Source organism: Acrocarpospora corrugata (genome assembly GCF_009687845.1).
Lineage (GTDB): Bacteria > Actinomycetota > Actinomycetes > Streptosporangiales > Streptosporangiaceae > Acrocarpospora > Acrocarpospora corrugata.
In genome coordinates, this window is sequence record NZ_BLAD01000043.1 from 109,805 (window position 1) to 124,293 (window position 14,489).

Here is a 14,489-nt window from a genome sequence, read left to right on the forward strand (position 1 = left end):
GCCGATTCTTCGGGTAGAGGCCGCTGATGTGTGTACCCCCGAGCACATATCGGCGGCCTCTTTCGTGTTCGCGGCACCCGTGACATGGGGATAGCGGGGTGGCGAGGTCCATCGTTTCGGCGGATCCGGGTACCGTTCGGTCTATGGCCCCGCCAACTGGAACCTCCGACGCCCCCTTCGGCCGCATGCTCACCGCCATGGTGACCCCGTTCAACGCGGACGGCGCAGTCGATTACCCGGGTGTCCAGCGGCTCGCCTCCTACCTCGTGGACGAGCAGCGCAACGACGGCTTGGTCGTGAGTGGCACCACGGGGGAATCCCCGACCACCACGGACGCGGAGAAAGAGCGCATCCTGCGGGCGGTTCTGGAGGCGGTGGGGGACCGGGCGATGGTCATCGCCGGGGTCGGCACCAACGACACCCTGCACACGGTCGAACTGGCGCGCCAGGCCCAGCGGGCGGGGGCGCACGGCCTGCTGGTGGTCACGCCGTACTACAGCAAGCCGCCGCAGGAGGGTCTCTACCAGCATTTCGCCACGGTCGCCGACGCGACCGCGCTGCCGGTGATGCTGTATGACATTCCCGGCAGGTCCGGCGTGCCCATCGCGCTGGAGACGCTGCTCCGGCTGGCGCATCATCCGGCCATCCGCGCGGTCAAGGACGCCAAGGCCGACCTGTTCACCAGTTCCCAGGTCCTGGCCTACACCGAGCTGGCCTTCTACTCGGGCGACGACACGCTCAACCTGCCGTGGCTGTCGGTCGGCGCGGCCGGATTCGTCAGCGTGATCGGCCATGTGGCCGGCGCGGACCTGGCGGCGATGATCGGGCACTACCGGGCCGGGGAGGTCGCGGCCGCGCTGGAGATCCACCAGCGCCTGCTCCCCGTGGTATCCGGGATCATGAATCGCGCCGGAGGCGCGATCATGGTCAAGGCCGCGTTGAAACTTATCGGCCAGGACGCCGGCGTGGTCCGGCTCCCGCTGGTCGAGGCAACAACCGAACAAATCGCGCTGCTCCGCGCGGATCTCGTCGCGGGCGGCCTCAAAATCACAGGAGACTGAGTGCGTTCCGGAGAACATAGCGTGGTCCGTAAGGAGGGCCGCGGATGAGCCATCCTCACCCCGAACTCGGCCCCCCTCCGCCGCTGCCCGAGCACGGCCTGCGCATCGTCGCGCTCGGCGGGCTCGGGGAGATCGGGCGCAACATGGCGGTTTTCGAGTTCGACGGGCGGCTGCTGATCGTCGACTGCGGGGTGCTGTTCCCCGAGCCCGACCAGCCGGGTGTCGACCTGATCCTGCCGGACTTCGAGTACATCCGCGGGCGCCTGGACGACATCGAGGCGGTCGTGCTGACCCACGCGCACGAGGACCACATCGGCGCGGTGCCGTACCTGCTCAGGGAGCGGCGCGACATTCCGCTGGTCGGCGCGAAGCTGACGCTGGCGCTGATCGAGGCCAAGCTCACCGAGCACCGCATCCAGCCGGTCAAGAAGGAGGTGGTGGAGGGGCAGCGGCACCGGTTCGGCCCGTTCGAGTGCGAGTTCTTCGCGGTCAACCACTCCATCCCCGACGCGCTGGCGGTGGCCGTGCGGACCACGGCCGGGATCGTGCTGCACACCGGCGACTTCAAGATGGACCAGCTGCCGATGGACGGCCGGCTGACCGACCTGGGCGGCTTCGCCAGGCTCGGCGCCGAGGGCGTGGACCTGCTGATGTCGGACTCCACCAACTCGGAGGTGCCCGGCTTCGTCACCAGTGAGCGGGACATCGCGCCGATCATCGACGACGTGATCAGGACCGCCGAGAAACGCATCATCGTGGCCTGCTTCGCCTCGCACATCCACCGGGTGCAGCAGGCGATCGACTCGGCCGACAAGTACGGCCGCAAGGTCGCCCTGATCGGCCGCTCGATGGTCCGCAACATGGGCGTGGCCCGCGACCTGGGCTACCTGAAGGTGCCGCCGGGCCTGCTGGTGGACTCCAGGGAGATCGAGGAGTGGCCGCCGGAGGACGTGGTGCTGATCTGCACCGGTTCCCAGGGCGAGCCGATGGCCGCGCTGTCCCGGATGGCCAACCGGGACCACCCGATCCGGGTGGCCGAGGGCGACACCGTGCTGCTGGCCTCCTCGCTGGTGCCCGGGAACGAGACCGCGGTCAACAAGGTCATCAACGGGCTGACCCGGTGGGGGGCCCGCGTCGTGCACAAGGGCAACGCGCTGGTGCACGTGTCCGGCCACGCGGCGGCCGGTGAGCTGCTGTACGTGCTGAACGCCACCAAGCCGTCCAACTTCATGCCGGTGCACGGCGAGTGGCGGCACCTGCGGGCGCACGCCAAGCTGGCCCGGCTGACCGGCGTCCCGGACGAGAACATCGTGATCGCCGAGGACGGCGTGGTGGTCGACCTGCTCGACGGCCAGGCCAGGGTGGTCGGCGCGGTCCCGGCCGGTTACGTGTTCGTGGACGGCACCTCGGTCGGCGACATCACCGAGGTGGCGCTGAAGGACCGCCGCATACTGGGCGACGAGGGCTTCATCTCGGTCGTGGTCGTGGTGGACACCACCACCGGCAAGCTGAGCGGCGGCCCGGAGATCACGGCGCGCGGCTCCGGCATAGACCCGGACTCGCTGGACGCGGTCATCCCGGCGATCGAGCGCGCGCTGCAGGACGCGGCGGCCGACGGGGTGGCGGATGTGCAGCAGATCCGCCGGGTGCTGCGCCGGACGGTCGGCCGGTGGGTGAGCGACACCTACCGCCGCCGCCCGATGATCATTCCGGTGGTCGTGGAGATCTAGCGGACCGACGAACGGCGCGTGACCTCGACGGTCACGCGCCGTTGGCGTGTTCAGGGGACAGGGACGGTCTCCTGGGCCCGGCCCTCGTCGTCCAGGACGATCTCGGGGATCACCTTGGGCACGCCGCGCAGCGCGTACAGGACGGCGAAGGCGAGCACGGCGAGCAGGGCGGCGCCGGTGAGCATGCTCACGTGCATGGCGTCGACGTAGGTCCGCCTGGCCGCGTCCACCAGGGCGGGGCCGACCTCGTCGGAGAGCACGGTGGCGGCGTGCACGGCCCCGCCGAGCGATTCCCTGGCCGCGTCCGCGACCGTGGCGGGCAGGCCGGCCGGGAGGGTCAGGTTCTGGCTGTACAGGCCGCCGATCACGCTGCCCAGTACGGCGATGCCGAGCGAGCCGCCGATCTCGGTGGCGGTCTCGGCCAGGGCCGAGGCCGCGCCGGCCCGCTCCCTGGGCACCGAGGCGAGGATGGTGTCGTTGGTGACGGCGAAGGTGAAGCCCATGCCGACGCCGGAGATCATCATCGCGGGCAGGATGAACAGGTAGGAGGTGTCCAGGCCGATCCGGCTGTACAGGAACATGCCCACGGCGGTGAGCAGCAGGCCGAGGGTGACGACCCTGGCCCGGCCGATCGCGCCCACCAGGAGTCCGGCCAGCCCGCCGCCGATCGCGGCGGCCACCCCGCCGGGGGTGCCCGCGAGCCCGGACAGCAGCGGGGACCAGCCGAGGACCAGCTGGAAGTACTGCGCGAAGGCCACCGACATGGCCAGGGTGGCGAAGATGATGACCACGTTCGCGCCGATCGCGCCGGTGAAGGCGCGGTGCCGGAACAGCCGGACGTCGATCAGCGGTTCGGCCAGCCGGGTCTGCCGCCGGACGAACAGCACCAGGGCCGCCAGGCCGATCGCGGCGGAGATCCACACCGAACGCTGGCCGAGGCCGTGGTGGGCGGCTTCCTTGATCGCGTAGACCAGGCCGATCACGCCGGCGAACGAGAGCGGCACGCTGACCAGGTCGATCGGGCGGGACTTCGGGTTGCTCGACTCCGGCAGCAGCAGCCAGCCGCCGACCAGCAGGGCGATCGTGATCGGCACGTTCACCAGGAAGACCGAGCCCCACCAGAAATTGTTCAGCAGCAGGCCGCCGACGACCGGCCCGATGGCGAAGCCGAGCGCCGAGATGCTGCTCCAGATGCCGACGGCGGCGGTGCGTTCCTTCTGGTCGGTGAACACGTTCCTGATGATCGACAAGGTGGACGGCATGATGGTGGCCCCGGCCACGCCCAGCAGGGCGCGGGCCGCGATCAGCAGTTCCGGCGTCGGCGCGTACGCGGTGAGCGCCGAGGCGGCACCGAACGCGGCGGTGCCGATCAAGAGCAGCCGGCGGCGGCCGATCCGGTCGCCCAGGTTGCCCATGGTGATCAGCAGACCGGCCAGCGCGAAGCCGTAGATGTCCAGGATCCACAGCAGCTGGGTGGCCGACGGGCCCATGTCCTCCACCAGCTTGGGTATGGCCAGGTGCAGCACGGTGAGGTCGAGCGCGAGCAGCAGCATGGCCAGACAGGAGATGACCAGAGTGCCCCACTTGCGGGCATTGGTTACCGAAGAAGTCATGGCAGCAGCGTGAGGGAGGCCGCTGACCAGCTGCCCACCGGCCGCTGACGGCCGCTGACGAGCCCGCGCTGGTGCGCCCGCTCGAAGTCGGCCGGGCCCAGCGCGGCCCGGCACCGCTCCGCCACCCAGGTCCGCTCCGGGTCATCCGGGTCGTGGCCGTTGCGCAGGGCCATGCCGACGCCGAGCAGGGTGGCGGCGCGCTCCTGGTCGCCGCGCAGGAGCTCGACCCCGGCCAGCCCCTCGGCCACCCGGGCGGCGATGAGCAGGTTGCGGTGCGCGAAACCGGAGACGAGGGCGGCCCGGTGCCAGCTCTCGGCCTGGTCGGGGTCGCCTTCGGCGACGCAGGTCCAGCCCAGCGAGATGTGCGCGAGCAGGCGGATCTCGTCGGCGCTGAACCAGTCGCCGGAGTCGGCCAGCGCGGTCTCGCAGAGCCGCCGGGCGGCGGGCAGGTCGCCCTGGCGGCGGGCCAGCTCGCCCAGGCCGACGCGGGCCCTGGCCAGCATCTCCGGAGCCCCGGCCCGGCGGGCGAGTTCGGTGGCGCGCTCGTAGTCGGCGCGGGCGGCGGCCTGCTGGTCGGCCACGATGGCCCGGTGCCCGGCCCGGCGGCAGAGCAGCTCGGCCAGGTCGGCGGTGGCGTCCAGCCGCTCGACCAGCGCCATGGCCTGGTCGATGAAGGCGAGCGCGTGGGCCCGCTCGCCCCGCCACTCGGCCACATCGGACAGGCCGATCAGCGCCATCGCCATGCCCCAGCGCTCGCCCATCCCATGGAAGGCGTCGTAGGAGGGCCGCAGCGTGTGCTCGGCGTCCTCGGTCCTGCCTTCGAAGAGGGCGAGCAGGCCCCAGCCGAAGTCGGCGAGCGCCCGGGTCCACGGGTCCATCGCCATCTGCCGCTGCCGGGCCAGCAGGGACTCCGACATCTCGGCGGAGGGCGGCCCGACCACCATGGCCCAGAGCACGTTCAGGTACGGCTGGCCGGGCACCCAGTTGATCTGCCGCATGATGCGGTCGGCCCGCTCCAGATGCGGCCGCAGGTCCCAGGTTTGGCCGCCGCCGGCGGCGAGGGTGAGCACGCACAGCGCGTACTCCTCGCGTTCCGGTGGTTCTGGGCCGAGCCGGCTCAGGAGTTCGGCCGCGAACGCGGCGCTCTCGCTGCGCCGGCCGCGCAGCCACCAGTAGGAGGTGAGCCCGGAGAACAGCCGCAGGGCGCTGTCCTCGTCGGCGCGGTGCAGCGCGGAGGTCAGGTTGCCGTGCTCGGCGTCGAGCAGGCGGAGCCACTCCAGCTGGTCGGCGGTGCGCAGCAGCGGGTCCGCCGTCTCCGCCAGTTCCAGGAAATATCCGACATAGGCGGTGCGGAGGGGTTCGGCCTCGCCGGCTTCGGCCAGTTTCTCCGCGCAGAACGCCCGGATCGTGTCGAGCATGCGATACCGGTCGCCCGCCACCTCGACCAGGGACTTGTCCGCCAGGCCGGTCAGCAGGTCGACCACGTCGTCGGCGGGCAGGCCGCACACCCGCTCGGCCGCCGCCAGCGTGGCCCCGCCCGCGAACACGGTCAGCCGCCGGGCCAGCGTCCGCTCGGCCTCGTCGAGCAGGTCCCAGCTCCACTCGATCACCGCGCGCAGGGTGCGGTGCCGGGGTTCGGCCACCCGGCTGCCCCGGGAGAGCAGCCGGAAGGTGTCGGTGCGTTCCAGCCGGGCCGCGATCTCGGCCGCCGTCAGCGAGCGCAGCCGGGCGGCGGCCAGCTCGATCGCCAGCGGCAGCCCGTCCATGGCCCGGCAGATCCGCGACACCGGGCCCAGGTCGTCGGCCGTCAGGGTGAAGTCGGGGCGGACCGCGGCGGCGCGGTCGGCGAACAGCCGGATCGCCGGGTAGGCGAGCGCCTCCGGCAGGCTCGCGTCCACCGGCGGCAGCGCCAGCGGCGGGACCGGGCAGAGGCGTTCGCCGGTGATGCCCAGCGCCTCCCGGCTGGTGGCCAGCACCCGCAGCCGGGGGCACGCGCCGAGCAGCCGCCCGGCCAGCGCGGCGGCGGCGTCGACCACGTGCTCGCAGTTGTCCAGCACGAGCAGCAGCGCTCGGTCCGCCAGGGCGGCGGCCAGCCGTTCTGCCGGGTCGGCGGCGGGGCCGGCGGTGGCGCGCAGCAGTTTGGTCTCCCGCAGGCCGACCGCGGCCAGCACGGCGTGCGCCACCTCGGCACCGTCCACCAGCGGGGACAGCGCCACGAAGCACACCTCGGCGCCCCGGTCGGCACTCCCGTCCGCGCCTCGGTTGGTGCCCCGGTCGGCACTCCGGTCCGCGTCTCCGTTGGTGCCCCAGTTGGTGCCCCGGTCCGCGCCTCCGTTGGTGCCTCGCCTCGCCTGCTCGGCCGCCTCGATGGCCAGCCGGGTCTTGCCCGTGCCGCCCGGCCCGGTCAGGGTGACCAGCCGGGCCTCGGCGAGCAGCCCGCCGATCACGGCCAGCTCGTCGGCCCGGCCGATCAGCGGGGTCAGCTGGGCCGGCAGGTCCGGCCGGGCGGCGGGCGCGGCCTCGGCCCGCAGGATCGCCAGATGGATCTCGGCCAGCTCCGGCGCGGGATCAGCGCCGAGTTCCTCGGCCAGCAGCCGCCGGGCGTCCTCGTAGGTGGCCAGCGCCTCGGCTGGCCGGCCGGCGGCGACCAGGGCGCGCATGAACAGGCCGCGCAGCCGCTCCCGCAGTGGATGCGCGGCCACCAGGTCGCCGAGTTCGCCGGCGAGCGCGCCGGTTTCCCTGGTTTCGCCGGTTTCGTGGCCCGAACCGAGGACGGCCTCCGCGTGGTCTTCGCGCGCGGCCAGCCGGAGTTCCTCCAGCCGGACGGCGGATCCGAGCAGGTTCTCGCCGAGGTCGGCCAGCGCGGGGCCGCGCCACAGGTCCAGCCCTTCGCGCAGCAGTTCGGCGGCCCCTCGGTGGTTGCCTGCGGCCAGTGCGGTACGGCCCGCCGCCGCCAGCCGCTCGAACCGGTGCGCGTCCACGGCCTCCGGGTCGGCGTCCAGCTGGTATCCGGCCGGGCGGCGCTCGATGGGGGCGTCCAGCAGCTGGCGGAGCCGGGAGACCTGGGCCTGGAGGGCGTTGGCTGCGCCGGCCGGGGGGTCCGCGCCGTACAGGCCGTCGATCAGGTGGTCGGTGGTGACCACCCGGCCCGCGTCCAGGACCAGCATCCCGAGCAGCGCGCGCAGCCGGGGACCGCCGACGGCGACGGTCTCCCCGCTGTCCCGCCGGACCTCGGTCGGGCCCAGGATGCCGAAACGCATAGGTCAATTCTGGCGCACTATCGGTTATTGTCGGCTGGGTGTCCGCCATCGAGGTCGTGTATCGCAAGTACGGTGGCCTGCTGCACTGGAACCACCCGGCCCGCCGCCTCGGCGAGGACGAGCACGGGGTGTGGGTCGGCTGCCCCGCCGGCACGGTCGGCCGCCGGGGGGATGACCCGCCGGTGGTGTGGGCGCTGCCGTTCGTGCTGCTGTTCCCCGCGAGAACGTGGTGGACGGCGACGTTCAACCCGGCCGGCCACAAGATGTCGGTCTACTGCGACATCACCACCGTGCCGGAGTGGCGGGACGGCGGAGTCACCATGGTCGACCTGGACCTGGACGTGATCAAGCGGGCCGACGGCACGGTCTACCTGGACGATCAGGACGAGTTCGCCGACCACCAGGTCTGGCTCGGGTACCCGCCCGAAGTGATCGAGAACGCGGAGAGCGCCGCGACCTGGCTGCTGTCCGCCGTCGCGGCGGGAGACGGTCCTTTCGGGGGCGCGCACCACCGCTGGCTCGACCAGGTCAGCTGACCCCCGCCTGCGTAGTACGGGCCACCATCCCAATAAAGTGGCACATATTACTTAAAGGTGGTTGAAATGATCATTTCGTTGGATCCGCGTACTGGCCAGGCGGTTGGCGAGCCGATCCCGGAGAGCACCGGAGAGCAGGTCGCCGCCGTCGTCGAGGCGGCGGCCACGGCCGGTCTGGCCTGGCGGGCCACGCCCGCCGCCGACCGGGCCGCCGTGCTGGAGGCGGTCGCGGACGCGCTGCCGGCGAACGCGGAAGGACTGTGGCGCGCCGCCGACGCCGAGACGGCACTCGGCGAGGTACGGCTGCGCGGGGAGATCGCCCGCTCGGCCGGGCAGTTCCGCCTCTTCGCCGAGGTCCTGCGGGACGGCGGCTACCTGGACGCGATCATCGACCACGCCGATCCGGCGCTGACGCCGCCGCGTCCGGACCTGCGCCGGATGAACCGGCCGCTGCCCGGCGTGGTCGGGGTGTTCGCGGCGAGCAACTTCCCGTTCGCGTTCTCGGTCGCCGGTGGCGACGTCGCGTCGGCGCTGGCCGCCGGCTGCCCGGTCGTGGTGAAGGCGCATCCCGGGCATCCTGTCCTGTCCGGTCTGGTCGCCGCCGTCATCCGGGGCGCGCTGCCGGACGCCGGCCTGCTCGGGCTGGTGCAGGGGACGGAGGCCGGGCGGTACCTCGTCCAGCATCCGGCGGTGGCGGCGGTCGGGTTCACCGGCTCGATTCCCGGCGGGAAGGCGATCCAGGGGCTGATCAACGAGCGTCCCGACCCGATTCCGTTCTACGGGGAGCTGGGGAGCGTCAATCCCGTCGTGGTGCTGCCGTCCGCGCTGAACGGGGATGTGGCGGCGCTGGCGGCCGGGTTCGCGGGGTCGCTGACGCTCGGGGTCGGCCAGTTCTGCACCAATCCGGGGCTGCTCTTCGTGCCGGACGACGACACCCTGGTCAAGGCCATCGGGGACGCGGTCGCCGGGACGACCGGGGGCCCGATGCTCACGCCGAAGATCCGCGAAGGGTACGACGAAGGGGTCGCGCGGCTGGCGCGGTCGGCGCCGGAACTGGCCGCCGGGTCCGCCGGGGGCAACGTCGTTCCCCGGGTTTTCGCCGTCGACCTGGACGCCTTCGCGGACGGTCTGCCAGACCTGGCGGAGGAGTGCTTCGGCCCCGCCGCCCTGGTCGTGAAATATCGGGATATTTCGTCTGTCGGAGAGGTGCTGGAGCGGCTGCCGGGGTCGTTGACGGCCACCGTCCACGCCACCGACCCCGCCGAAGCCGAGCCGATCGCCGACGTGCTGACCCGCGTGGCCGGACGGGTGATCTGGAACGGCTGGCCCACCGGCGTCGCCGTCTGCTGGGCCATGCACCACGGCGGCCCCTGGCCCGCGTCGACCTCGGCCGCGCACACCTCGGTCGGCTCCACCGCGATCGCCCGCTGGCTGGCCCCGGTGGCGTACCAGAGCTGGCCGGAAGCGCTGCTCCCGGCGGAGCTGCGCGACGCCAACCCGCTCGCCGTGCCCCGGCGGGTGGACGGCAGCCTGAGCTAGGACACAGTTCCGCGCGCGGCCTTGGGAGCCAGGCCGCGCGCGGAAGACCAGTGCCGGGTTAGGAGATCTCACCCGCCCCGGCGTGCCGCGACACCGACCGCCGCACGTCCTCGGCCGGTTCGATCGCGGTGTGCAGGGTCGGCGTCCACCCCGCGTCCGGCAGGAAGTCCGGATCGTTCTTCGCGTTGTAGACCGCCACCAGGTCGATCGGCGTCACCTGGCCGCCGACCCTGAGCACGTCGCCGCGCGTGGTCAGCGCCGTGCCGCCCCAGTTGAACAGCAGCGCCGCCGGGTCGACCGCCCGCCCGAGCCGGAAGAAGTTGTTCTCCGCGAAGATCTGCGACTGGACGCCCACCCCGAGCGCGTAGACGAAGTCCTCCGCGTCCGGGATCTCGTAGTAGTTGTTGTAGACGTGCACCTGCCCGAACCGCACCCGCGGCAGCCGCTGCAGCGTGGTGTCGAAGGTGTTGTGGTGCACGGTGACCTTGAGCTTGCCCAGGTCCTGCGTCGGGGTGTTGGTGGACCCGATCAGCATGGTCTTGTCGTGGCCCCGGAACACGTTCCAGGACACGGTCACGAAGTTGGCGCCGTTGGTGATGTCGAGCTGCCCGTCGTGCACCTGGTAGGGCCGCCCGAAGTACACCGGCTGCGCCGAGTCCGGGTTGGTCCCGTCGGTGAAGGTGTTGTGGTCGGCCCACACGTGGGTGGACCCGGTCACCGAGATGTTGTCGTAGAGCGAGTTCCAGTTCCCGGTCGCGCCGTCGGTCGGGTCCCACTGCGGGAAGCAGTCGTGGGAGTCCTCGAAGGTGATGTTCCTGATGATGACGTTGTCGACCTTGTCCACGTGCAGGTTGAAGCCGCGCAGGGTGGAGCCGCCGAGCCCGACGATGGTGGTGTTCGCGCCGACCTTGCGCTTGATCTGCGCGCTCTGCCGGGCGGCGGAGGCGGCGCGGGCCTCCTCCATCGGGCCGGACGGGTCCGCGGTGCCCCAGGTGGCGGGGTCGTAGGCGGCCAGGTAGCCGGCCAGGGTGTAGCCGCCGGTCGCGTACGACGCGCAGGTCAGCTTGCGTCCTGCGTCGTCGGTGTTGCCGTCGATGACGCCCTTCACGTAGATGATCTTCGGTCCGGCCGCGGCCAGCGCGGCCACGAACTGGGCCCTGGTGGCGACCCGGTAGACGGCCGAGGCGGCCGAGCCGCCGGTCGTGCCGGCGCCCTCGGACCCCCAGCCGTCGCCGGCCGGGAGCGTCTGGCGGCCGAGTTCGCCCGCGGTCGCGGGCGCCGATAAGAGTGCGGAGACGGCCACCAGGGCCGCCGCCATCGCGGTTTTGCGCATGGTTCAGGGACTCCTCACGGAAAAGGGGGGTCCGCGCGGCTCCCGCCAGGTCAGGGGGCGGGAGACGCGCGGGGGTCGGCGGTGGTGCTCACCCGCCGTTGCGCTGCTTCCACCCGGCCTGGGCTTCGGTCAGCGCGGCGGCGATCTGGTCCAGCAGCTTGCTCGCGGGCGCCTCGCCGAGGAGCACCTGCTGGAAGACCGGCTCCGCGTCGGTCTTGGTGATCGCGTTGAACTCCGGCAGGTAGTACGGCATCTGCACGATCTTGGTCGCCGGGTCGTTGAGCACCTCGACGGCGGAGGCGATGTGCTGGCGCTCGCTGATCCACGCCTCACCGTTGACCTCGGTGTTGGCGGGCAGCACGCCGGTCTTGTCGGCCCAGTAGCTGTCCATCGCCTTGGAGGCGGCGAACTCGGCGAACTTGAACGCGAGGTCCTTGTTCTTGCCACTGGCGAAGACGCCGATCCCGGCGACCGGGTTGGACAGCACCACCCGGCCGGCTCCTTCGGCCGGGCGCGGCACCGGCAGGGCGGCCACCTTGTCCGCGCCGAGGGTGTTCACGTGGTCGTTGTAGGAGCCCAGGTTGTGCTGCATGATCCCGATGCTGCCGCCGTCGAACTGGGCGACCATCTTGGGGTAGTCGTTGGTCACGTCGGCCGTGGGGGTGTGCGCCTTGTAGAGCTTGACCAGGCGTTCCAGGGCGGCCACGTTCTTGGGGTCGTTCACGGTGGACTTGCCGGCGGCGTCGAAGATCTCGGTGATGCCGGACTGGCCGTACACGACTTCGAGCATCTGGGCGATCGAGCCGGCCGCGCCGCGGATGGTGAAGCCGTTGCGGTTGGCGTCCTTGTCGGTGAGCTTCTCCACCGTGGTGAAGAAGGCGTCCCAGGTCTGCGGGGGTTCGAGCCCGGCTTCCTTGAGCCAGTCGGTGCGGTACCAGAACACGCCCATATTTGTTGACATCGGCACCATGTAGGTCTTGCCGTCGGGCACGGTTCCCTTCACCGTGTTGACGACCTGCTCGTTGAGCTTGCCGTCCAGGCCGCCGGCCGCGATCCGGTCGTCGACCGGTTCGAGCGCCTTGCGTACCACCATGTTGCCGAGCATCGCGGTGGAGACGCCGCCCACGTCGGGCAGGCCGCCGCCGGCGATGGCGGTGTCGTACTTCTGCTGGGCCTGCGCGATCGGGATGCCGACGTACTGCACGTCGATGGCAGGGTTGGCCTTCTCGAACTCGGCGATGATGTGCTCCCACACCGGGGTGCGGGCCGGGCCGCCGTTGTCGTCCCAGAAGGTGATCTTCGTTTTGGCGTCGCCGGACGGAGCCGCCGCCTCGCCGCCGCACCCGGAGAGTGCGCTGATAACGACGATCGCGGAGATGAACAGGCGTTTAGCCATGATCCTCTGCCTCTCTTTTCGGTTGTCCCCCCGACATCTGCGTGCCGCGCGCGAACGCGTCGGCCTGGGTACGGCTCAGCCGTCCGTCCGCCACCACGGTGACGATCCGCCGGGTGAGCGCGTGCTCTACCACCAGGGGCCGATCCCAGGCCAGGGCCGGCCCCGCGCCCGGGTACTCCTCGACCCGCACGAACCAGGGATCGGCGTCCTGGACGAAGACCAGCGTCCAGTCGCCCTCCGGCGCGCTGCCGGACATGGCCAGCCAGGGCGCGCGGCTGCCGTGCGGCTCGCCGCCGTCCGGCGTGAACGCCTCGCGGCCGGTCGAGGAGCCGGGGGCGCGCCAGAAGAAGCCGCCGTATCCCGCCCCGGCCCGGCCTTTGGTGGCCGAGCTCCGCACCAGCAGCCGGGAGCCGGTCAGGTTGGTCAGCCTGAACCGGAAGTCCAGCGCCCAGGCCCCGGCCAGCGGGACCGCCGTCACGGTCCGCTCCTCGTCCAGGATCTCCACCCCGTCGGGACCGGCCCAGCGCAGCGTCTCGGTGAACCCGTGGTCGTCCCGGCGGGTGAAGGTCACGTGCCGCTGCACGCCGTGGTCGTCCAGCCAGGTCGGCCCGACGTCCCGCACGTAGGTCCTGCCGCCCCAGAAGTTCCGCCCGCCCACGTCGGCGACGGCGACGGACACTCCCAGGTGGTGCACGTGGTCGGCCGGGTTCAGCTCGGTCACCGTGACCCCGCCGAGCGTGCGCACCGGATGCAGGTAGGGCCGCGGCGACAGGGTGGTGGCCAGGTCCGGCCGCCAGCTGTACTCGGCGACCGGCAGGTCCCGCACCCGCAGCACCGCGCGCGGCGCGGCCCACGGCACGTCCAGCTCGGAGTAGAGCGCCAGATGCTCGGCGCTGCGCGCGGTCAGGTTGGCCGCGCCGGGCAGCACCCGCCGCACGGCCGTCCCGTGCTCGTCCCGGTCGATCTCCTGGTGCTCGTCCGGGATCGGCAGCGGATCGGGCGCCAGCCTGATCGACTCCAGCACCCGCATGAACGCGCCCGTCCCTGCCAGCGGCACCAGCAGCGGCTCACCGTCCCTGACGTGCGCGACCAGGTTCTCCAGCAGGTCGGTACGGGGATGCGCGACCGTGGTCACCTCCCGGCAGACCCGCTCCACCCGCACCCGGTCCAGCGTGTAGGTGAGCGTGATCCGCCCCTCGGCGCCGTGCACGATCACGTACGGCTCGTGCCGCCGCGACGCCGTCAGCGTCACCGCCACCGTGATCGGCGGCCCGTCCCCGAGCCGGATCCGCAGGCACGAGGTGTCGTCCGCCTCGATCTCGTTGGCGTGGTACAGCTCCACGTCCACCCCGGACACCTCGTCGGCGGTGCCGCGCCCGGCGACGGCCAGCGCGGTCGCCACGGCGTGCGCGAACGGGTTGGTCAGCGCCCCGTCCACCACCTCGACCCCGCCTGCCCGCCGCCGCCCGGCCCAGGCGGAGCGGGTGAAGTACGCGGTGTCGCGCTCCCACGCACCTGCCACCCCGATACCCTTCACCCGCCCCACGACCCCATCGGCGATCAGCTGCCGGATGGCCGGAATCGCCGCCGACCCCAGGCTCTGGAATCCGACCTGGCAGCCGAGCCCGGTCCGCGCCGCCACCGCCGAGATCCGCTGGAACCCGGCGAAGGTCGACGCGGGCGGCTTCTCCAGCAGCAGGTGCGAGCCCGCCTCCAGCGCCTGGACGGCCAGGTCGGCGTGGGTCTGGATGGGCGTCACCAGAATCGTGATCTTCGCCCCGGTGCGTTCGATCAGCCGCCCGAGGTCGCCGGACTGCTCGGGCCGGCCGAGGCCGTGCAGCCGCTCGGGTTCGACCGGCCGCACGTCGCAGACTCCGGCCAGCCGGACGATCCCGGCTTCGGTGAGCCTGCGCAGGTTGTCCAGATGCCACCAGCCGTGCCCGTACGCGCCGACCAGCACGACCGGCACCGGCGCGCGGGTCTGGCGGGACACGGGTGGCTTCTCACGTCGAGCCGTGCCG

The 14,489-nt window shown here is 72.1% G+C and carries 9 protein-coding genes; 4 read left to right on the top strand and 5 right to left on the bottom strand.

Annotated features, from left to right (window positions below; genetic code table 11):
• Window positions 1-143: 143 nt before the first annotated feature.
• Both dapA and Acor_RS11155 read left to right on the top strand, forming a co-directional pair.
• Window positions 144-1,061, top strand: a complete 918-nt coding sequence (gene dapA / locus Acor_RS11150; RefSeq protein ID WP_155336513.1) for a 4-hydroxy-tetrahydrodipicolinate synthase — start codon at window positions 144-146, stop codon at window positions 1,059-1,061.
• A gap of 44 nt (window positions 1,062-1,105) precedes the next feature.
• Entirely contained in the window at window positions 1,106-2,791 is a 1,686-nt protein-coding gene (locus Acor_RS11155; RefSeq protein ID WP_155336514.1) for a ribonuclease J, read from the top strand.
• Between the two features lie 50 nt (window positions 2,792-2,841).
• On the opposite strand, the gene Acor_RS11160 is transcribed toward Acor_RS11155, so the two are convergent.
• Entirely contained in the window at window positions 2,842-4,404 is a 1,563-nt protein-coding gene (locus Acor_RS11160; protein ID WP_155336515.1) for a DHA2 family efflux MFS transporter permease subunit, read from the bottom strand.
• Window positions 4,401-7,664: an AfsR/SARP family transcriptional regulator gene (locus tag Acor_RS11165; RefSeq protein WP_155336516.1), complete on the bottom strand. Its 3,264-nt coding sequence runs from the start codon at window positions 7,662-7,664 to the stop codon at window positions 4,401-4,403. Before Acor_RS11165 ends, Acor_RS11160 begins: the two co-directional genes overlap by 4 nt.
• Window positions 7,665-7,702: 38 nt before the next feature.
• Between Acor_RS11165 and Acor_RS11170 the strand changes: the two genes are divergently transcribed.
• The gene (locus Acor_RS11170; protein WP_155336517.1) at window positions 7,703-8,200 is read left to right on the top strand and encodes a DUF402 domain-containing protein; all 498 of its coding nucleotides are present in this window, start codon (window positions 7,703-7,705) and stop codon (window positions 8,198-8,200) included.
• Between the two features lie 66 nt (window positions 8,201-8,266).
• Complete coding sequence (locus tag Acor_RS11175; protein WP_155336518.1) at window positions 8,267-9,739, top strand: aldehyde dehydrogenase (NADP(+)); 1,473 nt, start codon at window positions 8,267-8,269, stop codon at window positions 9,737-9,739.
• A gap of 58 nt (window positions 9,740-9,797) precedes the next feature.
• On the opposite strand, the gene Acor_RS11180 is transcribed toward Acor_RS11175, so the two are convergent.
• From Acor_RS11180 to Acor_RS45885, 3 genes are all read right to left on the bottom strand, one after another.
• Entirely contained in the window at window positions 9,798-11,072 is a 1,275-nt protein-coding gene (locus tag Acor_RS11180) for a pectate lyase family protein (RefSeq protein WP_155336519.1), read from the bottom strand.
• A gap of 88 nt (window positions 11,073-11,160) precedes the next feature.
• Window positions 11,161-12,468 (bottom strand): ABC transporter substrate-binding protein, encoded by a 1,308-nt coding sequence (locus Acor_RS11185; protein WP_155336520.1) that lies wholly within the window; start codon window positions 12,466-12,468, stop codon window positions 11,161-11,163.
• Window positions 12,461-14,461 (bottom strand): DUF6807 family protein, encoded by a 2,001-nt coding sequence (locus tag Acor_RS45885; protein WP_308805645.1) that lies wholly within the window; start codon window positions 14,459-14,461, stop codon window positions 12,461-12,463. The genes Acor_RS11185 and Acor_RS45885 overlap by 8 nt, the downstream gene beginning before the upstream one ends.
• Window positions 14,462-14,489: the final 28 nt, after the last annotated feature.